This window comes from Acidovorax delafieldii (assembly GCF_007993815.1).
Classification (GTDB): domain Bacteria; phylum Pseudomonadota; class Gammaproteobacteria; order Burkholderiales; family Burkholderiaceae_C; genus Acidovorax; species Acidovorax delafieldii.
The window spans coordinates 15518-39720 of the sequence record NZ_VJWE01000003.1 but is presented as its reverse complement, the minus strand read 5'-3'; the positions used below and the strand labels follow the sequence as shown (position 1 = coordinate 39720).

Genomic DNA, 24203 nt, shown 5'->3' with positions numbered 1-24203 from the left:
ATGGATCAATAGTCAGCCCGCGCGCTTGGTCAGCAAGGCATTGGCCGCGCGTGAGTTGGGCTTGCGATCCAGGAAGCTGCTGATGTAGGCCCCGGCATCGATGAGGAGATCCAGGTCGATGCCGGTCTCAATGCCCATGCCCTGCAGCATGTACACCACGTCTTCGGTGGCCACGTTGCCGGTGGCGCCCTTGGCATAAGGGCAGCCGCCCAGACCCGCCACGGACGACTGGAAGTTCCACACGCCCAGTTCCAGCGCGGCCAGCGTGTTGGACAGCGCCTGCCCGTAGGTGTCATGAAAGTGGCCCGACACCTCGTCGATGCCAAAGTGCTGCAACGTGGCCTCCAGCGCCTTCTGCACCTTGCGCGGCGTGCCCACACCAATGGTGTCAGCCACATCCACGCGCTGCACGCCAATACCCTGGAGCAGGCCAGCCAGGTAGGCCACGCGCTCAGGGGCAATGTCGCCTTCGTACGGGCAGCCCACGGTGCAGCTCATGGCGCCGCGCACACGGATGCCGGCGGCCAATGCGGCCTCCACTACAGGGGCAAAACGCTCGATGCTCTCGGCAATGCTGCAGTTGATGTTGCGTTGGCTGAAGGCCTCGCTGGCGGAACCGAAGACGACGATCTCGTCGGGTTTGTCCAGCAATGCCGCCTCAAAGCCCTTGAGGTTGGGCGTGAGCACCGAATACGCCACGCCTGGCTGGCGGGTGATGCCCGCCATCACCTCGTGGTTGTCGGCCATCTGCGGCACCCACTTGGGGCTGACGTAGCTGGTGACCTCGATCTCTTTCAGGCCGGCCTGCTGCAGGCGGTGCACCAGCTCGATCTTGACGGCGGCGGGCACCGGGGTCTTTTCGTTCTGCAGGCCGTCACGGGGGCCAACGTCGATGAGGCGGACGCGGGAGGGAATGCTCATGGGGCTACCAAGTGGTGGATCAAGGAATGCCGCCATTGTCTCGCCACCGCCTCCACAGGGCCACCCCATATCGTGCCAGACCATTCGCCGGACGCGCCATCAGGCTCCTGGCCTGTCAGCGTCTTCCACCTCCTGCCGCAGCAAGGCCACCATGGCCTGCGCCGCCAGCGACAGCGGCCGCCCGCGCAGCGTGATCAGACCGATGGGCCGGTGCAGCACGGGCGCCTTGAGCGGGCGTGTGACCACCTCGGGCCGGCGCACCACCTGGGCGGCCAGCTCGGGCAGCGCGCTCACACCCAGCCCCGCAGCCACCATGGCCGCGATGGTGGCCAGGTGCTCCACCTCGTAGCGGGGTTCAAAGCGGATGCGGTGCGTCAGCAGGGCCTCTTGCGCGTACTGCCGCACGCTGGTGCCCGCAGGCATGGAGATGTGGTGCAGCTCGGCCACCTCGGCCCAGGCGATGGCACCCCGCCCACGGGCCAGGGTGTGCGTGCGCTGCATCAGCAGCACAAACCGATCGGACACCAGCGGGGTGTAGTCCAGATCCGCATAGGCGGGGTTGGCGGCGGTGAGGGCAAAGTCCACGCGCCCGGCACGCACCATGTCAAACGCCGGGCCCGCCAGGCTGTCGATCAGTTCCATCTGCACGCCAGGGTGCTGAGTGGCGAACCGGGCAAACGCGCGGGGCACGGCCCCGGCTGCCAGCGACGGCAGCGCCGCCAGCGCAATGCGGCCCACCTGCAGCTGCGCTACCTCCTGTACGCGGCGCACGGTCTCCTCCATCTGGTGGCGCAGAAACCGCGCCTGCTCGGCAAACACCTCGCCCGCCAGCGTGAGTTGCACGGTACGCGTGGTGCGCTCGAACAGGCGCACGTCCAGCATCTCCTCCAGCCGAGCCACCGTGCCCGACACCGCCGACTGCGACAAATGCATCTGCAAGGCCGTGCGCCGAAAACTCAGCGTCTCGGCCAGGGAGAGGAACACATCCACCTCGCGGGCGGACCAATTGATCTTCATAACCGATCAGTCTATCGAAAAAGACGTCTGGACCGCGTAATGTGGGGCCCCTAGACTGAATTCAACGCAAGCACACCGCTTGAACAGATTGAGAGCATCAAGGAGACACGATGGAGAACAGTTCGCCGCGCAGCGCGCGCACCGTGGTGGTAGGCGGAGGCACCATGGGGGCCGATGTGGCCGTGGTCCTGGCCCGTGGCGGCGCGCAGGTCACGGTGGTGGACCCCCACGCCGCCCGCCGCGAACACTTGCGGCCGCACATTGCGCAGGAGCTGGCCGCCGCAGGCCAAGCTACCCACGCCGGCCCGGTGCAGGTGTGCGCCAGCCTGCAGGATGTGGACTGGAACGGCGTGGTGCTGGTGGTGGAATGCATCACAGAGCAACTGGCAGCCAAACAAAAGCTGTTTGCCGAGCTGGAAACCGTGGCCCCCCCCCAACGCCGTGCTGGCCAGCAACAGCTCGGGCTTTCCCATCAGTGCCATCGCCCAGGGACTGGGCACGGCTCAGCGGATGCTGGGCCTGCACTTCTTCATGCCCGCCCACCTGGTGCCGCTGGTGGAGGTGGTGCTGGGCGAGCGCAGCGACCCCGCGCTGGGCACCTGGCTGCACGCCTTCATGCGCGGCTGCGGCAGCGTACCGGTGCTGGTCAAGAAGGATAAGCCGGGTTTTCTGGCCAACCGCATGCAGCATGCGCTCTCGCGCGAGGCCTTTGCGCTCATCGACGAAGGCATTGCCTCGCCGGAGGACGTGGACGCCGCCGTGCGCTTTGGTTTTGGCTTCCGCTTTCTGGCGGCCGGGCCGGTGCTGCAGCGCGACCACGCAGGCATTGAGGTGCACACCGCCGCAGCCGCCACCATGTACCCCACGCTGTCGAACACCGACGTGCCCGCCCAGGCCCTGCGCGACAAGGTGGCGCAGGGTCAGCTCGGCATGAAGACGGGCAAGGGCTTTTTTGACTGGCCCGAAGACCGCAAGCGGGCCGAACGCACGCGCTACGACACGCTGCTGCGCCAGGGCCTGGCTTTGCTTGCCAGCGAGTTGCCCACCATCGAGCCCCCCACCGACACGTCACAGACGGACACCCCAACGACCACCGGAGCCCGCGCATGAGTGCATCGCCCGCATCACCCACCATTGCCAGCCAGTGGGCCGACCCGCTGATCGTGACCGTGGCCCCCAACGGCGCCTACAAACAGCCCGCTGACCACCCCGCCGTGCCCATCACCCCCACCACGCTGGCCACTACGGCCAAAGCCTGCCTGGATGCAGGCGCGGCCATGCTGCACATGCACATCCGCGACGCACAAGGCCGCCACAGCCTGGACGTGGAGGGCTACCGTGAGGCGCAGCGCGTGGTGCGCCAGGCCGTGGGCGACGCGATGGTCATACAGATCACCAGTGAAGCCGCAGGCGTGTACCAGGCCCCCGCGCAGATCGCCATGGTGGAGGCCCTGCAACCCGAGGCCGTGTCCATCGGCCTGCGCGAAGTAGACAAGCCCGAGATCGGCGAAGCCGGACTGCAGCGCTTCTTCACCGGCCTGTCCCAGCGGTACACCATGGTGCAGGTCATCCTGTACGACGTGGCCGACCTGCGCCGCTGGCAGGCGCTGCGCGCCAGTGGCGTGGTGCCGGATGCACCTTGGCTCCTGCTGTTTGTGCTGGGCCGCTACAGCGCGGGCCAGACCTCCAGCCCGCGCGACCTGTTGCCTTTTCTGAACGCCCATGACGGCAACGAGCCCTGGGCCGTGTGCGCCTTCGGGGCGGCAGAGAACGCCTGCGTGGCCGCAGCCGCCGTGTTTGGCGGCCACGCCCGCGTGGGGTTTGAAAACAACCTGCTGTGCAAGGACGGCAGCGTGGCCCCCGACAACACCGCACTGGTGCGCCAGGCCGTCGAAGCGGCCGCCGCGCTGGGCCGCCCGCTGGCCACCGCCGCCGACATCCGGCAGCGCTTTGGCGCAGGCTGAGCGGCACCACTTCATCGTGCTCCCCATCCATTGACATCAACCCGCAGCAGACGGGCTTTATCCATCCCCACAGGAGACAGACATGCACCACCGCCACCTTTCCTTATCCACGCATCGCGGCGCCCGGCGCGCCGTGCTGCACGCAGCCCTTGCCGTGCCCCTGGCCCTGGGCATCGCAGGTCACGCTGCGGCGCAGACGGCCGCCACCGCCTTCCCCAGCAAGACCATCCGCTTTGTGGTGCCCTATCCGCCCGGTGGACCCACCGACCTGATGGCCCGCATGCTGCAGCCCGAGCTGCAAAGCCGCCTAGGTGTACCTGTGGTGGTGGATAACAAGGGCGGCGCCGGTGGCAACACCGGCAGCGCCGAGGTGGCCAAACAGGCGCCAGCGGACGGCCACACGCTGCTGCTGGCCGCCAGCGGCCCGATGGCGGTCAACCCCTCGCTGTACGCCAGCATGCCGTTCAACCCGCTGTCCGATCTGGTGCCGGTGATCCAGCTGTCGGCATTTCCGCTAGTGCTGGAGGTGCATCCCTCCCTGGGCGTCAAGACACTGGCCGAGTTCCTGGCCATGGCCAAGGCCGGAAAGCCGGTGCTGAGCTACGCGTCAGCCGGCAACGGCACACCGCAGCACCTGGCGGGCGAGCTGTTCAACACCACCGCGGGCGTGAAGATGGGGCACATCCCCTACCGTGGCGCTGGCCCCGCGCTCAACGACCTGATCGGCGGACAGGTGAACGTGATGTTCGACATCGTCGGTAGCTCCCTGCCCCACATCCAGGCGGGCAAACTCATTCCGCTGGCCGTCACATCCAGCGAACGCGCCAAGGTGCTGCCCAATGTGCCCACCATGGCGGAGGCCGGCATTGCGGGCTACCAGATCACCGGCTGGCACGGCATTGCGGTGCGCGCTGGCACCCCGCAAGCCACCGTCGACAAGCTCAACGCCACGGTGAATGCGATCTTCAAGGAACCCGCGTTCCGCACCAAATGGGAAGCCATTGGCACACCCGTGGTGGGGGGCTCAGCGGCAGACTTTGGGGCGCTCATCAAGGCCGACGCGCAGCGACTGGGCAAGCTGGTGCGCGATGCCGGCGTGACAGTGGATTGAAAAGGCACACCCTCTGTGCCCGCGCACGGAGGGCTATGCGACAGACCTGGGGCGCAAGCGCAGCAACAGCCAGCCCACGGCCATACCGATGGCGCTGGAGAGCAGCATCACTGCACCGGTCACGATCTTCACGGTGGTGGAACTGCGGATTTCCGCCTGCGCCGGGTCCTTGGCGGAGTAGCGCACCGAAACAGTCTCACCCACCTTGTGGATGGCCTGCTGCTGGCGTGCGACCGAATCCGTGAAGCTGTAGGTTCGCCCATCGCCTGCCACAAATTCCACAATGCTTTTCTTGGCAAGCCCCCGGCGGTGGGATGGGCCTGTCATGATTTCTTCATGCGCCACCACCCGGCCCTTGGCGGTGTGCGTGTCGCCCAGCATGTTCATGCCAGAGGCCAATAACCACGCCGCACCCAGCGCGGTCAAGGCGCTGGGCACCAGGAGGATCCAGCCCAAAAGACCAAAGAAACGACGGAACGTGGAGGTGCTCATGCCCGCCATTCTCCACGCTGGCGAGCGCGTGGACCGGCGGCTTCAGTAGCCTCGCGCGGGGTTCACGATGCCCGCCACCGCCTCGCCGTGCTCCAGCGCCACCATCTTGCGTGCGATCTGGGCAATGCTCTCGTCGCGCAGCGTGCGCGCCGAAGTGTGGGGCGTGACGGTGATGCGTGGGTGCGTCCAGAACGCATGGCCTGCGGGCAACGGCTCGGTGCGGAACACATCGAGCGTGGCTCCAGCCACATGGCCGCTGTCGATGGCGGCCACCAGGTCTTCGTCCACCAGGTGCGCGCCGCGCGCCACATTGATCACATAGCAGCCGGGCAACAGGCGGCCCAGCGTGTCCTTGTTGATCACGTTGGCCGTATCAGGCGTGAGGGGCAGCAGGTTGACCAGCACGCGGCTCGCGGCCAGAAAGTCATTGAATTGATCTGCGCCCGCAAAGCCGCGCACGCCGTCGATGGCCTTGGGGCTGCGGCTCCAGCCGTTGATGGGAAAGTCAAACTGCGCCAGCGCCTTGGCAACCCGCTCGCCCAGCACGCCCAGGCCCATCACACCGATGGGATAGTCGCTGCGCAGGCGTGGCTTGCGGTAGCCCCAGCGGCCCGCCTGGGTGTCGGCCTCATAGCCGTCAAACTCGCGGAAGTGGCGGATGACCGCGTGGCACACGTACTCGGCCATCTGCACCGCCATGCCTGCGTCGTCCAGGCGCACCACCAGGGCCTTGGAAGGCAGGCGCAGCTTGAGCAGGGCATCCACCCCTGCGCCGATATTGAAGAGCGCCTTGAGGCCAGGCTGTTCGTCCATGAACTGCTGGGGTGGTGCCCAGACCACGGCGTAGTCGGCCTGCGGGGCGCCGGGCTGCCAAACAGAAATCTCAACGCCGGGCAGCGCGGCGGCCAGGCCCTTCAGCCAGGGTTCGGCCTTGGTGTCGGTACAGCAAAAGGTGATTTTCATGGGGCCCAAGCGTAGCCGCATTGGGCCCCCTGCGCTGTCACCTGCAGACGACTCGGGACACTACTTGGCTCAGGCCTTGTCGGCGGCTACCAGCTTGAGCAGCTCTGCCCCCTCGGTCACCTGGTCGCCTGGCGCGTAAAGCAGCTCCTGCACCACGCCGTCGGCTGGGGCGGCGATGGTGTGCTCCATCTTCATGGCCTCCATCACCGCCAGCGGCTGCCCCTTGGCAACCTTGTCGCCCGCCTTCACGGCAAACGACACCACCTTGCCGGGCATGGGGGCTGTGAGGCGCCCGCCTTCAGCCGCTGCCTCGCCCGCGTGGGCCAGCAGGTCGATGGCGGTGATCTGCGTGGCGCCCAGCGGGGTGAACACATGGTCCACCTCGCCCTGCGCGTACACTGCAGCGCGCGTGCGCTGGCCGGCGAACTGCAACTCGATGGCGCCCTGGGGCGCTGCGCCAAAGACCAACGAACCGGACACGGCAGCGTCGCCCTCGCCCACCTTCAAGTGCAAGCCGCCACCGCGCTCGTAAGTCAGCAGCGCCTTGGCGTGTTCACCGCCAAATTCAAATTCAAACCGGCGCTGCACCACGCCATGCGTGTGAAAGCCGTCGCGGCGGCTGAACGGGTCCACGCCCTCGCTCGTGCGCTCATTCAGCAAGGCCTGCGCCACGGCCGCGGCAGCGGCCAGGGGCAAGCCCACGGGTTCCTGGTGGAACAACACAGCCTGCTCACGCGGGATCAGCGCCGTGTCCAGCTTGGCGCGGGCAAACGCATCGGTGCGTGCCACGCGGCGCAAAAACTGCACGTTGGTTGCCAGGCCCACGATGTGGGTCTGGGCCAGCGCCTCGTCCAGCCGCGCCAACGCCTGTTCGCGCGTGTCGCCGTGCACGATGAGCTTGGCCACCATGGAGTCGTAGAACGGGCTGATCGCATCGCCCTGTCGCACGCCGGAATCCACGCGCACCGCGCCTCTTTCAAACGTCACGCAATCGGGCAGCGCATACACATTGAGCGCACCGGTCGCGGGCAGGAAGTTGTTGTCCGGGTTCTCGGCACAGATGCGGGCCTCGATGGCGTGGCCTGTGATGCGCAGGTCTTGCTGCTGGAGCGGCAATGGCTCGCCCGACGCTACACGCAGCTGCCACTCCACCAGATCGAGGCCCGTGATGGCCTCGGTCACAGGGTGCTCCACCTGCAGGCGGGTGTTCATCTCCATGAAGTAGAACTTCATCTGCTCGGGCGCGTCGTAGCCGCCGGGCTGCTCGACGATGAACTCCACCGTGCCCGCGCCCACGTAGTTCACAGCCTTGGCGGCGGCCACAGCGGCCTCGCCCATGCGGGCGCGCAGCTCCGGCGTCATGCCCGGCGCAGGCGCTTCTTCCAGCACCTTCTGGTGGCGGCGCTGCACGGAGCAATCGCGCTCGAACAAGTACACGCAGTTGCCGTGCGTGTCGCCAAACACCTGGATCTCAATGTGGCGCGGGCGCTGCACGTACTTTTCGACCAGCACCGCGTCGTCACCAAAGCTGTTGATGGCCTCGCGCTTGCAGGAGTCGAGCGCCGCCGCAAAGTCCTCGGCCTTGTCCACGGCGCGCATGCCTTTGCCGCCGCCGCCGGCGCTGGCCTTGATGAGCACGGGATAGCCAATACGGTCCGCCTCGCGTTGCAGCAGCGCCGGGTCCTGGTCAGCACCGTGGTAGCCGGGCACCAGGGGCACCTGTGCCTGCTCCATGAGGCGCTTGGACTCGGCCTTCAGCCCCATGGCATTGATGGCGCTGGCGGGGGGGCCAATGAAAACCAGGCCCGCGTCGGCACAGGCCTTGGCGAAGTCTTCGTTCTCGCTCAGAAAACCGTAGCCAGGGTGGATGGCCTGCGCGCCCGTGGCCTTGGCGGCCTCGATGATGCGCTCCCAGCGCAGGTAGCTGTCCTTGGGTGCGCTGCCGCCGATGTGCACGGCCTCGTCGCACACGGCCACGTGTTTAGCGTTGGCGTCGGCGTCGGAGTACACGGCGACGGTTTTCACGCCCAGGCGCTTGGCGGTCGCTGCGACACGGCAAGCGATCTCGCCACGGTTTGCAATAAGGATCTTGTTGAACATGTTTAAGCCACCTTGGCAGAACCAGAAAAGAAAGAGGACAAGCGCCGCACGACGGCGCGCAGAAACTTGAACAGCACCACCAGCAGCAGCACCGACACCGCCACCATCACCACCAGCGCGATGCCAAAGGCCACCGGGTGCTGCGTGGCCAGCCAGACCACGGCCACGACCAGGCCGTCTTCAAAGAACGACAGCCCCCAGTTGGAAAACGGCTCGGGCGAGGTGTTCACGGCAGCGCGGGTGGTCATCTTGGTGGCCAAGGCCGTGGCAGAGAGCGAGCCCCCCAGCAGCCCAGCCACCACGGCCATGGTCGCGTTGTCGGCACCGAACACGCCGTAGGCCAACGCAGCGCCCGCAGGTACGCGGATGAAGGCATGGATGGCATCCCAGGCGCTGTCCACCCAGGGCACCTTGTCGGCAAAAAACTCCACCATCAGCATGAAGCCGCTGACCATCAGCACCAGCGGGTGCTGCAGCATGACCAGGCCTGGCGGCAGGGGCATCCAGCCCAGCACGCCCATCATGCCGACCAGGAACACCACGGCATACAGCCGGAACCCGCTGGCCCAGCCCAGTGCGGCGGCCAGCGCCAGCAGGCTGGGCATGTCGAGCTTCGCAGTTGCTGTGGCTGCCGCGTCGCCCACGGCGCGCGCGGTGCCGCCATCCACATGCAGCCCCAGCGTGTGGAGCCACTGCACGATGTTGAACCACAGGGTGTCCATGGCCTGCTTGTACCGATCAGCCCAACCAGGCGGGTTTGCGCTTGTTGAGGAAGGACTGCACGCCTTCCTTGCCCTCGTCGCTGGCACGGATGTCGGCAATGCCCTGCACCGTGGTGGCAATCAGCCCGGCATTGATTTCGCGCTCAGCCACATCCATCACCAGCTTCTTGCACACGCGCACAGCGTTGGGGCTGGCGCTGGTCAGGGCCTTGAGCAGTTCGTCCACCTTGGCGTCGAGCTGGTCAGCGGCCACGACCTCGTGCACAAAGCCAATGCGCAAGGCTTCGGCCGCGCCAAAACGCTCGGCCGTCAGGAAGTACCGGTGCGCAGCGCGTGCGCCCATGGCACGGATCACATACGGGCTGATGGTGGCGGGGATGAGCCCCAGCTTCACCTCGCTGAGGCAAAAGCCTGCCGTGTCCACGGCCACGGCCATGTCGCACGCGGCCACCAAGCCCATGCCACCGGCGTACACATCGCCCTGCACGCGGGCGATGGTTGGCTTGGGGCATTCGTAGATCACGCGCAGCATCTCGGCCAGCTTGCCCGCGTCGGCGATGTTCTCGTCGCGCGTGTAGTCGGCCATGCGGCGCATCCAGTTGAGGTTGGCACCGGCGCAAAAGGCAGGGCCTTCTGCGGCGAGCACCACGGCGCGCACATCGGCACGCCCACCCACATCTTTGAAGGCGGCGGTGATCTCGGCAATGACCTCATCGCTGAAGGCGTTGCGAATCTCAGGCTGCGTGAGCGTGATGCGCGCCACGGCGCCGGTTTGGGTGATAGAAAGGTTCTGGCTGCTCATGGCTTGGACGGGTTTTGCAGAAAGTAGACGAAGTCCAGCTCGGGACAGGGCTGGCCCAGCGCGGTCAAGGCCGCAGTGATCTGCCCCCGGTGGTGCGTTCCGTGGTTGAACACGTGCGCCAGCGTGGCCGCAAACGGCAGCGATGCCGCCGTGCCGCGCATGGTGGTGTAGTCGAGCGTGCCGCCCCAACGACCAGGAGCGAACGAAGCTATCAGCGGTGCCCAGCGGGCCGCTCCTTCGCGCAGGCGGGCATCGAGTTGCGCGCGGTCGGGTTCCAGCTCGGCGTCCAGCGCCACCTTGGGCGAAATGCCTTCGGCAAAGCGCACGAACCACAGATGGTGCTCGCCCACCAGCAGGTGGTTGAGCGTGCCGTGGATGCTGTGGAAGAACAACCCAAAATCGCGCCGGTAGTCCTCTTCCGGCAGCGCCCACACGGCATCGAGCAGGCGCGCCGTGGCCCACACGTTGTAGCGTGCCAGCTGAGTGAAATGCGCAACAGCGTCCATGGCGGTTCCCGGCGGGTTACATACGGAACAGGCCGAACTTGGTGTCTTCGATGGGCGCATTGCGCGTGGCGGCCAGCCCCAGCGCCAGCACACGGCGGGTGTCGGCCGGGTCGATCACGCCGTCGTCCCACAAGCGCGCAGTGGCGTAGTAGGGGTGGCCCTGGTCTTCGTACTGGCGGCGGATGGGGGCCTTGAAGGCTTCCTCCTCCTCCATGCTCCACTGGCCGCCCTTGCCTTCGATGCCGTCGCGCTTCACCGTGGCCAGCACGCCTGCGGCCTGCTCGCCGCCCATCACGCTGATGCGCGCGTTGGGCCACATCCACAGGAAGCGGGGCGAGTACGCGCGGCCGCACATGCCGTAGTTGCCCGCGCCAAAGCTGCCGCCGATGATGATGGTGAACTTGGGCACGCTGGCCGTGGCCACGGCCGTCACCATCTTGGCGCCGTTGCGGGCGATGCCTTCGTTCTCGTACTTGCGGCCCACCATGAAGCCGGTGATGTTCTGCAGGAACACCAGCGGGATCTTGCGCTGGCAGCACAGCTCGATGAAGTGCGCACCCTTGAGCGCCGACTCGCTGAACAGGATGCCGTTGTTGGCGATGATGCCGACCATCATTCCCTCGATGCGCGCAAAGCCCGTGACCAGTGTTGTGCCGTAGCGCGCCTTGAACTCGTCGAACTCGCTGCCGTCCACGATGCGCGCAATGATCTCGCGCACATCGAACGGCTTGCGCGTGTCCACGGGGATCACGCCGTACAGCTCTTCTGCTGCGAATTTAGGAGCTACCGGTGCATGATCTGCGGGCGCCTGCGGCTTGTTTTTATTCAAATTGCGCACTGCATTGCGTGCCAGTTGCAGCGCGTGCATGTCGTTCTGCGCCAGGTGGTCGGCCACACCCGAAAGGCGCGTGTGCACGTCGCCGCCGCCCAGGTCTTCGGCCGTCACGACCTCGCCCGTCGCGGCCTTCACCAGCGGGGGCCCACCCAAGAAGATGGTGCCCTGGTTCTTGACGATGATGGACTCGTCACTCATGGCCGGCACGTAGGCACCACCCGCCGTGCACGATCCCATGACCACGGCGATCTGCGAGATGCCCATGGCGCTCATGTTGGCCTGGTTGAAGAAGATGCGGCCGAAGTGGTCGCGGTCAGGAAAGACTTCGTCCTGGTTGGGCAGGTTGGCGCCGCCGGAGTCCACCAGGTAGATGCAGGGCAGGTGGTTCTGCTGCGCCACTTCCTGCGCGCGCAAGTGCTTCTTGACGGTGAGCGGGTAGTAGGTGCCGCCCTTCACCGTGGCGTCGTTGCACACGATCATGCAGTCCACGCCGCTCACGCGGCCAACGCCCGCAATGAGCCCCGCGCTGGGCGCGTCGTTGTTGTACATGTTGAGCGCGGCCAGCGGCGCCAGTTCGAGGAACGGCGTTCCCGGGTCCAGCAGCATCTGCACGCGCTCGCGCGGCAGCAGCTTGCCCCGCGCCGTGTGCTTGGCGCGGGCCGCCTCGCCGCCGCCCTGGGCAACCTTGTCGAGCTGCGCGCGCAGGTCATCCACCAGTGTGCGCATGGCGGCGGCATTGGCCAGAAAGTCCGCCGAGCGGGCATTGAGTTGGGTGTCGAGAATGGTCATACGTTGTGGCTCTTTCAAGCGGTTTTCTGTTCTTCCAGGCCCAGCTGGTCCTTCATCTCGTCGCGGATCTTGAACTTCTGGATCTTGCCCGTCACCGTCATCGGAAAGCTGGTGACAAAGCGGATGTAGCGCGGCACCTTGTAGTGCGCAATCTGGCCCTTGCAGAAGGCGCGGATGTCGTCCTCGGTGGGCCGCGTGCGGGGCTTGGCGATGATCCAGGCACAGAGTTCTTCGCCGTACTTCTGGTCGGGCACACCCACCACCTGCACGTCCTGCACCTGCGGGTGGCGGTACAAAAATTCTTCGATCTCGCGCGGGTAGATGTTCTCGCCGCCACGGATCACCATGTCCTTGATGCGGCCGACGATGTTCACATAGCCCTCGGCATCCATGGTCGCCAGGTCGCCGGTGTGCATCCAGCCGCCGTCGTCGATGGCCTCGCGGGTCTTGGCCTCATCGCCCCAGTAGCCGTGCATGACGGAATAGCCCTTGGTGCAGAACTCGCCGCGCTGGCCGACGGGAACGATGGCGCCCGTGTCAGGGTCCACGATCTTCACCTCAAGGTGCGGCTGCACCTGACCCACGGTCGATACGCGCTTGTCCAGCGGCGTGTCGGTGCTGCTCTGGCAGCTCACGGGGCTGGTCTCGGTCATGCCGTAGGCAATGGTGATTTCGCGCAGGTTCATCTGCTCCACCACACGCTTCATCACCTCGGTGGGACAGGGCGAGCCCGCCATGATGCCGGTGCGCAGCGTGCTCAGGTCGAACTCGGCAAAACGCGGGTGGTCCAGCTCGGCAATGAACATGGTGGGCACGCCGTGCAGGCCGGTGCAGCGCTCGTCCTGCACCGTCTGCAACACGGTGATCGGGTCGAATCCGTCATTGGGGTACACGATGGCAGAGCCATGCGTGAGGCAGGCCAGGTTGCCCAGGACCATGCCAAAGCAGTGGTACAGCGGCACAGGGATGCACAGCCGGTCCTCGGGCGTGAGCTTCATGCATTCGCCAATGAAGAAGCCGTTGTTCAGGATGTTGCGGTGCGTGAGCGTGGCCCCCTTGGGAAAGCCCGTGGTGCCGCTGGTGAACTGGATGTTGATGGGGTCGGTGGCCTTCAGCGTCGCTGCGATGTGCGCCAGGCGCGGGTCGGCCGCGTTGCCGCGCGCCAGCAGGTCGGTAAAACGCAGCAGCCCGGGCTCGTCGGCGCCCTGCCCCGCCCCGTCGTCGATCCACACCACGGTGTTCAGGTGGGGCAGCTTCACAGAACCCAGCTGGCCTGGCTGCTGGTGGTGCCACTCGGGCGCCAGCTCGCGCAGCATGCCCAGGTAGTCGCTGGTCTTGAAGCGGGCCATGGTCACCAGCAGCTTGCAGCCCACCTTGTTCAGGGCGTATTCCACCTCAGACGTGCGGTACGCCGGGTTGATGTTGACCAGCACCAAGCCCACCTGGGCGGTGGCCAGCTGCATCAGCACCCATTCGGCATTGTTGTGCGACCAGATGCCCACTCGGTCTCCGGGGGTGAGCCCCATGCCCAGCAGCGCGCTGGCCAAGCGGTGGGCTTCAGCCTGCAACTGAGCGTAGGTGTAGCGGCGGCCCTGGTGCACACTGACCAGCGCCTCGCGCTCGGGCTGGCGGGCCACCATGTCGGCAAAGAAGGCGCCGATGGTCTGCTCGATCAGGGGAACATCGGTGGCGCCACGGGCGTAGCTCTCCACCAGCGGTGCGGATTGTGTTGCGGCTGCAGTCGTCACGGGTTTGTCTCCTCGGTCATCCGGCCAGCGCAGGCAGAACGCGCACGGCGGGCGGGCAATTAGCAAGCTGGGGCAAGCATAGAAGCCCACGCCCCGGCCGGGTTGCCACAATGGTTGCAAATCGTGCCACGGCTGGCACACTCTGTGGCGTGAAACTGCTCGCCCCACCCGCTCCCCGCCTGCCCGCACCCGCTACAGCCCCCGCCGCCACGCCCATCGCACCTGCGGCCACGCCGATAGCGTTCGTGCGGGCCATTGTCCTGGCCTACGAAGCGCGCGGCAAGAGCCCCGACCACGCCCTGACCCAGGCACAGATTGCGCCGCAACTGCTGCAGGACGACAGCTCTCGCATCACCGCCTGGCAGATGGAGCAGATCTCCGACGCCGCCATGCAGGAGCTGGACGACGAAGCCCTGGGGTGGTTCAGCCGCCGCCTGCCCTGGGGCAGCTACGGCATGCTGGCGCGCGCCAGCATCAGCTCGCCGACGCTGCAGGTGGCCCTGGCCCGCTGGTGCCGCCACCACGGCCTGCTGGCGGACGACATTGCGCTGCACCTCACCACCCAGGGCGACACCGCCACCCTGGCCATCACCGAGGCCCGCGACCTGGGTGCGCTGCGCGAGTTCTGCCTGGTCTCCGTATTGCGCAACGCGCACGGACTGGCCTGCTGGATGGTGGACTCGCGCATTCCGCTCATTGCCGCAGAATTTGCCTTTGATGCGCCCCCGCACGCCGATGCGTATGCCGTGCTGTTCCGAGGCCCCGTCACCTTCCACGCACCACGCACCGCCATTCACTTCGACGCCCGCTACCTGCACCTGCCCCTGCGCCGCGACGAACAGGCCCTGCGCCAGATGCTGCAGCACGCCCTGCCCCTGACGGTGCTGCACTACCGCCGCGACCGCCTGCTGGTGCAGCGCGTGCGCCAGCTGCTGGCTGCCCCCCTGCCGGGGCAACCGGCCCACGCCCTGCCCCAGCACAGCGCGGATTCGCTGGCCGCGCTGCTGCATGTGTCGCCGCGCACACTGCACCGGCAGCTGAAGGAAGAAGGCGCCACGCTGCAAGGCCTGAAAGACGAGGTGCGCCGCACCCGCGCGGTGGAACTGCTGCACCGCACGCAGCGGCCGATCAAGCAGGTGGCCGAGGCGGCGGGTTTCGAGAACGAGAAGAGTTTTATCAGGGCGTTCCGCGGGTGGACGGGGCAGTCGCCGGCGGAGTTTCGGAAGGCTGTGCGGGTATAGGTAAGCGGCAGACACTGCTGATCAACCCCATTCACAGGGGGCCGTTTATGGCCACAACGTGGTCTACAGTACGCAGACATCTCTCCTCTAGAGCCGTATGCGACGCTTCTGTCTTACCCTACTCTTTGCCACTCTAACTCTATGGATGCAGCAAACACTCGCTGCAACGGAACTAGAAGAACGCGCGACGATTTCTGCGTCGGTACAGCAAGCACTTCTTTCCGAAAATTTCTCTCGGCTGGAAGAAATTTCGCACACCTATCGAAAAGAAAAGAGTCGTAGTTCTAGTGGGCTATGGAAGCTCACTTTGTTCTACGCGGGGATAGGACGTGCCATCGATGCTCAATCGGTAGGCAAAGACCCTGAAGCCGCTTTTAAGGCCCTGGAAGATAAGACGGACAGATGGATACAGCAATATCCGAAATCGCCCAGCGCTTATATAGCCAGAAGCATGGTGTTGATTGGACGCGGCTGGGCTCATCGAGGCGACGGAACTTCGTCCACTGTCAAACCAGAAGCCTGGGCGCCATTTCGCAAGTACATAGCAATGGCGCGGCAAAACCTAGAGAGCAACAAGACAGTTGCAGCGAAAGATCCTAGGTGGTACGAGACAATGCTGACGATCGCTCGAGCGGAGGGTTGGGAGCGTAAGCAGTTTGACCGTCTACTGAATGAAGCTCTTGATCAAGAGCCATTCTTTTATCAAACATACTTCATGGCACTTGAGTATCTCTTGCCGAAATGGCATGGAGGAACGCAAGAGATCGAGGACTTTGCAAACGACGCAGTACGCAGAACCTCAACGCAGGAAGGGCGCGGCATGTACGCCAGAATTTACTGGTATGCGTCCCAAACTCAGTTTCAAAATGATATTTTCGAAAAATCGCTAGCCGTCTGGCCTCGCATGAAAGATGGCTTCGAAGATGTCGTTTCGCGATATCCGGATGCGTGGAATTTCAACAACTACGCCAAGTTCGCCTGCCTGGCGGGTGACCAGCGAAAGACGCGTGAACTCCTTAAGCGCGTTGAACTCGTTCCCATGGCTTGGAATCCGCCTTCATTGCACGGACAGTGTGCCGATTGGGCACACCGGTAGTTTGAGTCAAGTAACCCTCATACCTGTCATGTCACTGGCATGCGCACGTTGAGTGTCCGAACGTTGAGTTGCTGCATATTCCCCCACTAACAGCTGCTCATGGTCACTATCAAACGCGAGCCGCACGAGGGGAATGGCAAACGGCTCGTTAAGCGACGGCATCACCATGATCCACCTACACCACTGCGTCAGTGCCCGCTCCTTCCGCCCCCTGTGGATGCTCGAAGAGCTGCAACTGCCCTATCAGCTCCACATGCTGCCCTTCCCGCCGCGCGCCAAGGCGCGGTGGTTTCTGGACGAGAACCCGCTGGGCACGGTGCCGCTGCTGGTGCAGGGCGATGTGCGCATGACCGAATCCGCTGCGATGTGCCAGTACCTCGCGGCCACACACCCGGATGCGGGGCTGGAAGTGGCGCCCACGCACCCGGCGTATGGCGCCTACCTGAACTGGTTGCACATGAGCGACGCCACGCTGACCTTTCCGCAGACGCTGGTGCTGCGCTATGGCCGCTTTGAGCCTGCGGAGCGGCAGCAGCCGCAGGTGGTGGAGGACTACAGCCGCTGGTTCCTGGCCCGGCTGCGCGCCGTAGAGACGGCACTGACCCACAGCCGCAGCGACCATCTGTGCGCGGGCAGCTTCACGGCGGCGGATGTGGCGGTGGGGTACGCGCTGCTGCTGGCGCAGCACCTGGGGCTGGATGTGCAGTTTGGCCTGGCCACGCAGGCCTATTGGCAGCGGCTGCAGCAGCGGCCCGGCTACCAGCGTGCCATGGCAGCGCAGGTGCGGGCTGCCGAGGAGCAGGGCGTGCCCACAACCCCGGCGCCGGATACGCGTCCCTGAGCGCCGTCAAGAGCCCCTGAGCGCGCGCCCTCAGTCCTTGGCCTGCAGCCCCGCTGGCGGTGCATGTGGCGCATGGGGATCGGGGCTGAGCAGCGATTGCACCAGCGCCCGGAACTCGGGCGAGTGGCGCAGCACGCTGCCGCCCGCCTCGATGAGGTCGGTGACTTCTTCCGACGTGATCGAAAACGCCGTGGGCACCTGCAGCAAGCGGCGGCGTGCGATGTCGTCGGGGGCGTCGCGCAGGTTGACGGGGATGACGTGGATCTCTGCGTCGGGCGCGAACACGTCGTTGGCGCCGGTGGGGCCTGACGCCAGCGAGCGCTGCCATTGGCGTGTGATGTCGCGCAAGAACTCTTGCGTCTCGCGCGTGGCGCGGGCGCCGGTGCCGAACAGCAGGGCGTCCACCACCTGCGCCATGTTGGGCACCTTGTCGCTCATGTCGATGTTGACCGAGGGATCGCGCTCGGCGTTCACCGTGATCAGCACCAGCTTGCGGATGGTGGCAGGCGGTATGCCGACCTCGCTGAAGGTCTGGCGCAGGCCGCCATTGGCCAGGGCGCGGTCCAGCAGGCGCTGCACCCCCAGGTTGTCGGCCAGGCCGCCATCGACCAGATGGATGTAGGGCTTGCGCTGCGCATCCACATAGCTCAGTTCATGGGCGCGATTGAGCCGCACGCGGTAGTCGCCCGTCGCCGCCGCGGCGACCGATGGGGAGGGACGATCGGGGCATTGGTCGGCGTAGTTCTTGAGCGTCATCGGGCTCAGCAGCAGCGGCACCGCCGACGAGGCCGCCACGGCGAACGACAGCGGCACCTTGCGCAGGTCTGAGCAGATCAGCGAAAACTGCTCCCAGGTGAACTCAAAGCCGGTGCCCAGCGACATGTCGGTGGCGGTGATGAACAGCTGCGGGTGGCGCGGGCGCCGCTCCACGTCGCCAAAGGTGAGGCCGCCATACAGCTTGTCCAGCCGCCGTGCCAGCAGGTGGGTGCGGCCCAGCCAGGGGGAGGTCAGGTCGATCAGATTGCCCGGGCGCAGCGCCTGGGTGATGAGGCTGTTCTGGAAGTTCTGGCGCAGAAAGTCCTGTTCAAAGCGTGGCAGCCCTTCGATGCCATGCGCCGCAAAGTAGGCCGCCACAATGCTGCCGCCCGACACGCCGCTGACCACGTCGGTGGCGTCCAGCAAGGTGGTGGGGTTGCCGTTCCACACAAACCGCGTCTGCTGCAGCTCGGTCAGCACGCCATAGCCAAACGCGGCGGCTCGCGCCCCGCCGCCTGAAAGCGTGACGGCCACGAGGATGGTCGGGTCGCGCTCGGACTTGCGCACAGGGATGTTCTGATCGCCCGCAGGCAGGGGTTCGTTGATCCAGGGTTTGACCGACGAACAGCCCGCCAGCAGCGCCAGGGCGGCAGCCAGTACCGTGTGCTTCATGACCCGCGCAAAGGTGTTCATCGCCATGTCCCTTTTTTCTGTGCACCCGTGTCAGCAGCCGAGCAAGCCGGGCAGCTCGGCCATGCTGCGAAACACGTGCTGCGCCCCTGCCGCCCGCAGCGCGACCCCATCGTCCAGCGGGGCGTAGGCAAACACGGTGGCCCCGGCAGCCACACCGGCGGTGACGCCGGTCACCGTGTCTTCGACCACCGCACAGAGCGTGGGCGCTGCCTGCAGCGCTGCAGCGGCGGCCAGGTATACGTCCGGTGCGGGCTTGGTGGCGGGCATCTCGTGGCCACTGAAAATGCGGCCCGCAAAGTACGGCGTCAGGCCCACCTTGGCGAGCTGCATCTCGACCTTGAAACGGTCGGCCCCCGAGGCACAGGCAATGCGCCCGCCGTGGTGGGCGTGCACACGCTCGACAGCGCCGTGGATGTGCTCGATGGCGGTGAGCTGCGCCTCCAGCGCAGCATTGCGGCGCGCGTAGAAGGCCGACATCCATTCGTCGGTCAGCGGGCGGCCCGTGTGGTGCTCAATGCGCGCGGCCTCGCTGCGCACCATCTTGCCGATGAAGAGGCGCATGCACTCATCGGGCGTCAGCACCCACCCGGCCTCGGCCAGCATGTCGCGCAGCACGCCGTTGGTGATGGGCTCGCTGTCCACCAGCACGCCGTCACAGTCAAACAGGATTGCCTCAAATTTCATAGCTATCAAGACATATTGCACTAGCGCTTGGGGTGGTTTTGGCTTGAATTTCAGCCATGGAGATCTCCATCGACATAGAACCAGCGCCCCTCCTCGCGCACAAAACGGCTGGTCTCGTGCAGGCGCACGGCGCGCCCGGCGACACGGTAGCGGGCCACAAACTCGACCACGGCGTGGTCGGCATCGGTGGCGACGTATCGGCGCACGTCCAGCCCGAGCCATTTGGCCCCCGCGTCAAAGTCGAGCGTGGCCGGGCGCGTGCTGGCGTGCCAGGTGGCCTGCAGGTAGTCGGCCCGCTCGCACGCAAAGGCGGTGTAGCGCGACCGCATGAGGCTTTCGGCATCGGGAGCAGCCATGGCATCCAGCCCAGGTGCCGCCAGGTAACGGCCGCAACAGCTGGCGAAGGGCAAGGGGGCTGCGCTTTTGCCCTTGCTGCCACCCGGGCCAGCAGGCGTCAGGCGCCCGCAGGGGCAGGGGTCGTTAGGCTGTGGCAAAGGCATCGTGATGCCCTTCAGCGCAAGGCACCAAACACCTTGCGCGCGATGGCGCTGCCGGCGGCGGCCGGGTCCTGGCGGATCTTGCGCTCTTCTTCGCCGATCATGAGGTACAGGCCGTCCAGCGTCTTGCCGGTGACGTACTGCGCCAGGTTGGCGTCTTCGGCCTTCAGCAGGCCAAAACTCGCGGCCTTGCCCGCGAAGGCGTTGTATTTCTGCGTGAGGCCGACTTTCTCGGTGGCCTGGTTCACCACAGGCAGAAAGCGCTGGCCCAGTGGCGTGCGCGTCTTGTCGGCAAAAAAGGCGGTCACCGAGTTGTCGCCGCCGGTGAGGATGTTCTTGGCATCGGTCACCGTCATGTTCTGCACCGCGCCCACCAGCAGGTCCTTGCCCATGGGCACGGCCGCTTCGGCAGCGCGGTTGATGGACACGACCAGCTCATCGATGCGCTTGCCCTGGCCCAGCGACTTCATCACCTTGGCGGCGTCGTCCAGGTAGCCCGGCAGGCCGATCCGCACCTTGGGGTTGCCCAGAAACCCGTCGTTGCGGCCCAGCAGCGACACCGCCGCCTGCGCGCCCTGGGTCAACGCGGCCTTGAGGCCGCTGGAGGCGTCGGCATTGGTGAGGTCGCCCAACGACAGCGCCCAGGCGTGCTGCGCAGTGGCGCACAGCAGCGCACCCATGAGGCTGGTTTGGTGGAATTGGCGGCGTTGCATGGGGCGGTACTTTCGATGGGGGCAGCAGAGGAGGCCCGCTCGGCCGCCACTGCAATGAGGGCGCACTGTGCCGGAGCCGTGCGGGGGATTGCCCGGGATTTTCGCTCAGCGAATGAAGGGCAAGCCGCAGGCCGTAGACTGGCCCCACCCAAGCATCCAACAAGGAACCTTGCAATGTGGCAAATGAGTGTGCCGTGGTGGGAGTTTGTGCTGCGCGGCGTGGTGGTGTATCTGTTCTTGCTGGTGTTCATGCGCCTGTCGGGCAAGCGGCAGACAGGGCAGTACGAGCCGTTTGACCTGATCCTGCTGCTGATCCTGTCGAACGCGGTACAGAACTCGATGAACGCGGGCGACAACTCGCTCGTGGGCGGGCTGATCTCTGCCAGCACGCTGATGCTGCTGCATGTGGCGCTGGCGCGGCTGGCGTTCCACTTCCCGCGCATCGGGCGCTGGGTGGACGGCAAGGCCCAGGTGCTGATCCACCAGGGCGAGCTGAACCAGGCGCTGATGCGCAAGGAGCTGCTGACCCGCGACGACGTGGAGGCCGCACTGCGCGCCGGTGGCTGCCTGCACGCGCACGAAGTGGAACGCGCCACCATCGAGACCAACGGGCAGATCACCGTGGTGCTGCGCCGCCGTGGCGAAGAGGGCTGAGCCGCCCCGCGCCCACTCCAACAATCTACGCCCCCCATAGGCCCTTACAACACACGCGACCCGATATGACTGCACTGAACGTTCTGGGCACCATGCTGATGCCCTGCTCCTACGACCCGCTGACCGGCTACTACCGCGATGGCTGCTGCAACACCGACGAGCACGACCACGGCACCCACGTGATCTGCGCACGCATGACACAGGCGTTTCTGGACTTCTCGCTGTCGCGGGGCAATGACCTCATCACCCCCCGGCCCGAATACCGGTTTGCAGGACTCAAGGCCAACAACCGCTGGTGCCTGTGCGCCCTGCGCTGGAAGGAAGCCTATGAGGCGGGTGTGGCACCGCCGGTGATCCTGGAGTGCACCCATGCGCGTGCCCTGGAGTTCGTGACGCTGGCGCAGTTGCAGAGCGCGGCGCTGTCCAGCAGCTGACTGTTCTGACAAGCGCGGGGCGCAGCCCGGGCCGGGTGTGCCGCCCCTTGCACCCTACCTCTGTCGGGTTGCCGGTGATTGGCTGCACGGCGAAAGATCAGGACTTTGTGTTCCTCCCTTTCGCTGCACATGCGGCCACACCCGTCACCATGACTATCACCCTTCCTGCCCCGCTGCGGCGCGCACGTGCCGCTGCCACCCCGCCCCGTTCAACCACCCCGCTGCGCCTGTGCGCAGTCAGCGCGGCCGTGGCCGCTGCTGCACTGCTGAGCGGCTGTGAGACCACCAACATGCGCATGGGCAGCGCCGATGCCAAGACCGTGGCCACCGGCAGCGCTGCGGGTGGAGCCTCTACCGGCGCCAGCGACTCGCTGGAGCGTTGCGAAAGCCCGCTGGGCACCGTCTCCTTGATCGAGAACCAGCAGGCTGGCTGGTACACCATCCTGCGTGACCAATACCGCCTGCCGCCCACGGCCAACCTGCTGCGTCTGCTGGTGCAGCAGTCCAACTGCTTTGTGGTGGTGGAGCGCGGCGCCGCCGGCATGAACGCGATGACGCGCGAGCGCGCGCTGATGCAGTCGGGCGAAATGCGGCAGGGCAGCCAGTTTGGCCAGGGGCAGATGGTGGCCTCGGACTATGGCCTGTCGCCCGAAATCGTGTTCCAGAACAACAATGCAGGCGGTGCCTCTGCATCGCTGGGCGGCCTGGTCGGTGGCCGTGCGGGGGGCCTGCTGGCAGCCATCGGCGGCAATATGAATACCAAGGAGGCCAGCGCGCTGCTCACGCTCATCGACAACCGATCCGGTGTGCAAGTGGCGGCGTCAGAAGGCAGTGCCGCCAAGACCGACTTTGGCGCCATGGGGCAACTGCTGGGCGGATCGGGCGGCGCGCGCATGGGCGGCTACTCCAACACGGCCGAAGGCAAGGTGATTGCGGCCGCTTTCATGGATGCGTTCAACCAGATGGTGCAGTCGCTGCGCAACTACCGCGCCCAGACGGTGAAGGGCCAGGGCCTGGGGGGTGGCGGGCGGCTGAGTGTGGACGGCGCCGCACCGCCCTCGCAGACAACGGCCGCGCGTGCTGCCGCGCAAAACAATGGAGCCACCGCAGGACTTTCGCTGCGCGATGCGCAGGCCCGCCTGAACGAGCTGGGCTACAACGCGGGCACGCCCGATGGCGCCATGGGCGGCAAGACTACGGCAGCGCTGCGCGCCTTTCAGAAGGACAAAGGGCTGCCCACATCCGGGCGGCTGGATGCGGCCACGGCGGCGGAACTCGCCCGCTGAAGCCTGAGGGATGCCCCGGGCACACCGGGGCGGGTGGCTCTGCAGCAATGGGCCAATGGGCGCGCTCCAACACAAAGCGGATCACAGCCGATCAAAGAAAAGCCCCCCGCAGCAACTTCGCTGCGGGGGCTTTGGGTTGGTTGGGGGGCCGTACAGCCCCCAGCACTCAGTTTTGCGTGTAGCAGGTCTTGGCGGGCAGAACGGTGTCCACGTAGCTCTCCACACTGGCCGCCGTCGGGAACGCGGTGGGTATCTGATCGCCAAAGATGCACAGGCGGGGCCCCTTGCGTGCCCAGACAGCGCGCGATGTCAGGCCCGACGGCTGGGTCCACAGCCCCCAGAAAGCGGTCAGCGTGGCCGTGCTGCCGTTGCGGTCGAACGCTACATTGCCCACATCGGTCAGCGGACCTGCGACGGTGCCCGTGCCGGAACAGTTGGCGTCGGCATAGGTCACCACGCCAATCTGCCCCACGACGCGGGTGTCGCTCTGGCGGGTGATGCGCCACAGCGAGCGTCCCCAGGTTCCTGGCCGCACCACCACGCACAGCTCCTGCTTCCAGTCGCCCTCCGGCAGCCCCAGCGCCGCCGTCGCGCAGCTCACGTCCACCGAACTCACATTGGCCGACCCTACCGTGCCCGTTCCGTTGCGCACCGTGCAGCTCTGGCCCGAAGGCTGCGTGCGCACCGTGATGGCGTAGGCCGTGCCACCCGCCAGTGCCGTGCCAAACGTGAAGCCGCCGTTGCTGGAGACCGACAGATCGTCGCGCCCGTTGTTCTGCAGCACCACGGCGCCACCCGCCAGGCCGCTGACCGAGCCGCCCACCGTGTAGGTGGCAGCCGCCAGGTTTTCGCAGCGCACCTGCACGTTGCTCACGTTGGCAGTGGCTGTGCCGGTGCCTTCCGTCACCGTGCAGCGCTGCCCGCTGGGCTGGGTCTTCACGGTGACGGCATAGGCAATGCCGTTGTCCAGACGCGTGACGAACACGAAGTTGCCATTGGTGTTCACCGTCAGGTCGTCCTTGCCGGCGTTCTGCAGCGTCACCGTTTTGCCAGCCCCCAGGCCGCTGACCGCGCCGCCGATACTGAATGCGCCAGCGCTGGGCGGAGGCGTGCCGTTGTCGTCATCACCGCCGCCACAGCCCACCAGCAAGGCGGCAGCCAGGCCCAGGGGGGCCCAGCGGAAGATAGGTCGTGCAGAGTGCCAGGTGCGCCCGGCACCCGTTGCGCTGGCTTGTCGTGTCATGAACAGAAACCTCGTGATGGTGAATGGAGCGCGGATTCTGTGCAGCACCCCATCCCGTGCGAAACCCTACGCTGGTAGGGTTTGCGCGCCGCCCA

At 66.2% G+C, this 24203-nt stretch carries 23 protein-coding genes and 1 pseudogene; 9 read left to right on the top strand and 15 right to left on the bottom strand.

Annotated elements, in window-relative coordinates:
- Window positions 1-12: 12 nt before the first annotated feature.
- Together ATF69_RS01705 and ATF69_RS01700 are read right to left on the bottom strand one after the other, a co-directional pair.
- Entirely contained in the window at window positions 13-921 is a 909-nt protein-coding gene (locus ATF69_RS01705) for a hydroxymethylglutaryl-CoA lyase (protein ID WP_146869725.1), read from the bottom strand.
- 99 nt (window positions 922-1020) lie between these two features.
- Window positions 1021-1938, bottom strand: a complete 918-nt coding sequence (locus tag ATF69_RS01700) for a LysR family transcriptional regulator (protein ID WP_146869724.1) — start codon at window positions 1936-1938, stop codon at window positions 1021-1023.
- A 110-nt stretch (window positions 1939-2048) separates the two neighbouring features.
- Here ATF69_RS01700 and ATF69_RS01695 point away from each other — a divergent pair.
- From ATF69_RS01695 to ATF69_RS01685, 3 genes and pseudogenes are all read left to right on the top strand, one after another.
- A pseudogene (locus ATF69_RS01695) lies at window positions 2049-3048 on the top strand (3-hydroxyacyl-CoA dehydrogenase family protein).
- A complete protein-coding gene (locus tag ATF69_RS01690) occupies window positions 3045-3902 on the top strand; it encodes a beta-keto acid cleavage family enzyme (protein ID WP_146869723.1) in 858 nt (285 codons plus the stop codon). The pseudogene ATF69_RS01695 and the gene ATF69_RS01690 overlap by 4 nt, the downstream one beginning before the upstream one ends.
- Window positions 3903-3984: 82 nt before the next feature.
- Window positions 3985-5013: a Bug family tripartite tricarboxylate transporter substrate binding protein gene (locus ATF69_RS01685; RefSeq protein WP_146869722.1), complete on the top strand. Its 1029-nt coding sequence runs from the start codon at window positions 3985-3987 to the stop codon at window positions 5011-5013.
- Between the two features lie 33 nt (window positions 5014-5046).
- Here ATF69_RS01685 and ATF69_RS01680 read toward each other — a convergent pair whose 3' ends face one another.
- The 8 genes from ATF69_RS01680 to ATF69_RS01645 all read right to left on the bottom strand — a co-directional run bounded on the left by ATF69_RS01680 (window position 5047) and on the right by ATF69_RS01645 (window position 13970).
- Window positions 5047-5505: a DUF3592 domain-containing protein gene (locus tag ATF69_RS01680; RefSeq protein ID WP_146869721.1), complete on the bottom strand. Its 459-nt coding sequence runs from the start codon at window positions 5503-5505 to the stop codon at window positions 5047-5049.
- 42 nt (window positions 5506-5547) lie between these two features.
- Window positions 5548-6468 (bottom strand): 2-hydroxyacid dehydrogenase, encoded by a 921-nt coding sequence (locus tag ATF69_RS01675; RefSeq protein WP_146869720.1) that lies wholly within the window; start codon window positions 6466-6468, stop codon window positions 5548-5550.
- Window positions 6469-6537: 69 nt separating this feature from the next.
- Window positions 6538-8568 (bottom strand): acetyl/propionyl/methylcrotonyl-CoA carboxylase subunit alpha, encoded by a 2031-nt coding sequence (locus ATF69_RS01670; protein ID WP_146869719.1) that lies wholly within the window; start codon window positions 8566-8568, stop codon window positions 6538-6540.
- A gap of 2 nt (window positions 8569-8570) precedes the next feature.
- Window positions 8571-9290, bottom strand: a complete 720-nt coding sequence (locus ATF69_RS01665; protein ID WP_146869718.1) for a DUF4126 domain-containing protein — start codon at window positions 9288-9290, stop codon at window positions 8571-8573.
- A gap of 16 nt (window positions 9291-9306) precedes the next feature.
- On the bottom strand, window positions 9307-10092 hold the full coding sequence (locus ATF69_RS01660; protein WP_146869717.1) for an enoyl-CoA hydratase/isomerase family protein: 786 nt from the start codon (window positions 10090-10092) through the stop codon (window positions 9307-9309).
- Window positions 10089-10598 carry a DinB family protein gene (locus ATF69_RS01655; RefSeq protein WP_146869716.1) on the bottom strand — a complete coding sequence of 170 codons (510 nt, stop codon included), beginning with the start codon at window positions 10596-10598 and terminating at the stop codon, window positions 10089-10091. The genes ATF69_RS01660 and ATF69_RS01655 overlap by 4 nt, the downstream gene beginning before the upstream one ends.
- 16 nt (window positions 10599-10614) lie before the next feature.
- Window positions 10615-12222, bottom strand: coding sequence for a carboxyl transferase domain-containing protein (locus tag ATF69_RS01650; protein WP_146869715.1), 1608 nt, complete (start codon window positions 12220-12222; stop codon window positions 10615-10617).
- A 14-nt stretch (window positions 12223-12236) separates the two neighbouring features.
- Window positions 12237-13970 (bottom strand): AMP-binding protein, encoded by a 1734-nt coding sequence (locus ATF69_RS01645; RefSeq protein WP_146869714.1) that lies wholly within the window; start codon window positions 13968-13970, stop codon window positions 12237-12239.
- Window positions 13971-14080: 110 nt separating this feature from the next.
- Between ATF69_RS01645 and ATF69_RS01640 the strand changes: the two genes are divergently transcribed.
- From ATF69_RS01640 to ATF69_RS01630, 3 genes are all read left to right on the top strand, one after another.
- Window positions 14081-15211, top strand: coding sequence for an AraC family transcriptional regulator (locus ATF69_RS01640; protein ID WP_244303635.1), 1131 nt, complete (start codon window positions 14081-14083; stop codon window positions 15209-15211).
- Between the two features lie 145 nt (window positions 15212-15356).
- Complete coding sequence (locus ATF69_RS01635; RefSeq protein WP_146869713.1) at window positions 15357-16307, top strand: hypothetical protein; 951 nt, start codon at window positions 15357-15359, stop codon at window positions 16305-16307.
- A 166-nt stretch (window positions 16308-16473) separates the two neighbouring features.
- Window positions 16474-17148, top strand: a complete 675-nt coding sequence (locus ATF69_RS01630) for a glutathione S-transferase family protein (RefSeq protein WP_146869712.1) — start codon at window positions 16474-16476, stop codon at window positions 17146-17148.
- A 30-nt stretch (window positions 17149-17178) separates the two neighbouring features.
- On the opposite strand, the gene ATF69_RS01625 is transcribed toward ATF69_RS01630, so the two are convergent.
- From ATF69_RS01625 to ATF69_RS01610, 4 genes are read right to left on the bottom strand one after another with little or no spacing between them, the layout of a single operon-like run.
- Window positions 17179-18603, bottom strand: coding sequence for a patatin-like phospholipase family protein (locus ATF69_RS01625; protein WP_244303634.1), 1425 nt, complete (start codon window positions 18601-18603; stop codon window positions 17179-17181).
- A gap of 24 nt (window positions 18604-18627) precedes the next feature.
- On the bottom strand, window positions 18628-19281 hold the full coding sequence (locus tag ATF69_RS01620; RefSeq protein WP_146869711.1) for an HAD family hydrolase: 654 nt from the start codon (window positions 19279-19281) through the stop codon (window positions 18628-18630).
- A 50-nt stretch (window positions 19282-19331) separates the two neighbouring features.
- Window positions 19332-19781, bottom strand: a complete 450-nt coding sequence (locus ATF69_RS01615) for a YchJ family protein (RefSeq protein WP_146869710.1) — start codon at window positions 19779-19781, stop codon at window positions 19332-19334.
- Window positions 19782-19792: 11 nt separating this feature from the next.
- A complete protein-coding gene (locus ATF69_RS01610; RefSeq protein WP_099729207.1) occupies window positions 19793-20491 on the bottom strand; it encodes a DUF4197 domain-containing protein in 699 nt (232 codons plus the stop codon).
- Between the two features lie 174 nt (window positions 20492-20665).
- Here ATF69_RS01610 and ATF69_RS01605 point away from each other — a divergent pair, with 174 nt between their 5' ends.
- The 3 genes from ATF69_RS01605 (at window position 20666) to ATF69_RS01595 (ending at window position 22865) form a co-directional block, all read left to right on the top strand.
- Entirely contained in the window at window positions 20666-21145 is a 480-nt protein-coding gene (locus ATF69_RS01605; RefSeq protein ID WP_056057813.1) for a DUF421 domain-containing protein, read from the top strand.
- A 65-nt stretch (window positions 21146-21210) separates the two neighbouring features.
- Window positions 21211-21579, top strand: coding sequence for a DUF2237 family protein (locus ATF69_RS01600; protein WP_056057809.1), 369 nt, complete (start codon window positions 21211-21213; stop codon window positions 21577-21579).
- A gap of 149 nt (window positions 21580-21728) precedes the next feature.
- Window positions 21729-22865 carry a peptidoglycan-binding domain-containing protein gene (locus ATF69_RS01595; RefSeq protein WP_233193676.1) on the top strand — a complete coding sequence of 379 codons (1137 nt, stop codon included), beginning with the start codon at window positions 21729-21731 and terminating at the stop codon, window positions 22863-22865.
- Window positions 22866-23031: 166 nt separating this feature from the next.
- Here the strand turns inward: ATF69_RS01595 and ATF69_RS01590 are convergent, their stop codons facing one another.
- Window positions 23032-24108: a hypothetical protein gene (locus tag ATF69_RS01590; protein WP_146869709.1), complete on the bottom strand. Its 1077-nt coding sequence runs from the start codon at window positions 24106-24108 to the stop codon at window positions 23032-23034.
- Between the last annotated feature and the right edge of the window lie 95 nt (window positions 24109-24203).

Bases quoted from the DNA above. Each gene is read 5' to 3' on its own strand.
- ATF69_RS01705 (WP_146869725.1), bottom strand. From the start codon at position 921: ATGAGCATTCCCTCCCGCGTCCGCCTCATCGACGTTGGCCCCCGTGAC.
- ATF69_RS01700 (WP_146869724.1), bottom strand. From the start codon at position 1,938: ATGAAGATCAATTGGTCCGCCCGCGAGGTGGATGTGTTCCTCTCCCTG.
- ATF69_RS01690 (WP_146869723.1), top strand. From the start codon at position 3,045: ATGAGTGCATCGCCCGCATCACCCACCATTGCCAGCCAGTGGGCCGAC.
- ATF69_RS01685 (WP_146869722.1), top strand. From the start codon at position 3,985: ATGCACCACCGCCACCTTTCCTTATCCACGCATCGCGGCGCCCGGCGC.
- ATF69_RS01680 (WP_146869721.1), bottom strand. From the start codon at position 5,505: ATGAGCACCTCCACGTTCCGTCGTTTCTTTGGTCTTTTGGGCTGGATC.
- ATF69_RS01675 (WP_146869720.1), bottom strand. From the start codon at position 6,468: ATGAAAATCACCTTTTGCTGTACCGACACCAAGGCCGAACCCTGGCTG.
- ATF69_RS01670 (WP_146869719.1), bottom strand. From the start codon at position 8,568: ATGTTCAACAAGATCCTTATTGCAAACCGTGGCGAGATCGCTTGCCGT.
- ATF69_RS01665 (WP_146869718.1), bottom strand. From the start codon at position 9,290: ATGGACACCCTGTGGTTCAACATCGTGCAGTGGCTCCACACGCTGGGG.
- ATF69_RS01660 (WP_146869717.1), bottom strand. From the start codon at position 10,092: ATGAGCAGCCAGAACCTTTCTATCACCCAAACCGGCGCCGTGGCGCGC.
- ATF69_RS01655 (WP_146869716.1), bottom strand. From the start codon at position 10,598: ATGGACGCTGTTGCGCATTTCACTCAGCTGGCACGCTACAACGTGTGG.
- ATF69_RS01650 (WP_146869715.1), bottom strand. From the start codon at position 12,222: ATGACCATTCTCGACACCCAACTCAATGCCCGCTCGGCGGACTTTCTG.
- ATF69_RS01640 (WP_244303635.1), top strand. From the start codon at position 14,081: ATGGTTGCAAATCGTGCCACGGCTGGCACACTCTGTGGCGTGAAACTG.
- ATF69_RS01635 (WP_146869713.1), top strand. From the start codon at position 15,357: ATGCAGCAAACACTCGCTGCAACGGAACTAGAAGAACGCGCGACGATT.
- ATF69_RS01630 (WP_146869712.1), top strand. From the start codon at position 16,474: ATGATCCACCTACACCACTGCGTCAGTGCCCGCTCCTTCCGCCCCCTG.
- ATF69_RS01625 (WP_244303634.1), bottom strand. From the start codon at position 18,603: ATGGCGATGAACACCTTTGCGCGGGTCATGAAGCACACGGTACTGGCT.
- ATF69_RS01620 (WP_146869711.1), bottom strand. From the start codon at position 19,281: ATGAAATTTGAGGCAATCCTGTTTGACTGTGACGGCGTGCTGGTGGAC.
- ATF69_RS01615 (WP_146869710.1), bottom strand. From the start codon at position 19,781: ATGCCTTTGCCACAGCCTAACGACCCCTGCCCCTGCGGGCGCCTGACG.
- ATF69_RS01610 (WP_099729207.1), bottom strand. From the start codon at position 20,491: ATGCAACGCCGCCAATTCCACCAAACCAGCCTCATGGGTGCGCTGCTG.
- ATF69_RS01605 (WP_056057813.1), top strand. From the start codon at position 20,666: ATGTGGCAAATGAGTGTGCCGTGGTGGGAGTTTGTGCTGCGCGGCGTG.
- ATF69_RS01600 (WP_056057809.1), top strand. From the start codon at position 21,211: ATGACTGCACTGAACGTTCTGGGCACCATGCTGATGCCCTGCTCCTAC.
- ATF69_RS01595 (WP_233193676.1), top strand. From the start codon at position 21,729: ATGACTATCACCCTTCCTGCCCCGCTGCGGCGCGCACGTGCCGCTGCC.
- ATF69_RS01590 (WP_146869709.1), bottom strand. From the start codon at position 24,108: ATGACACGACAAGCCAGCGCAACGGGTGCCGGGCGCACCTGGCACTCT.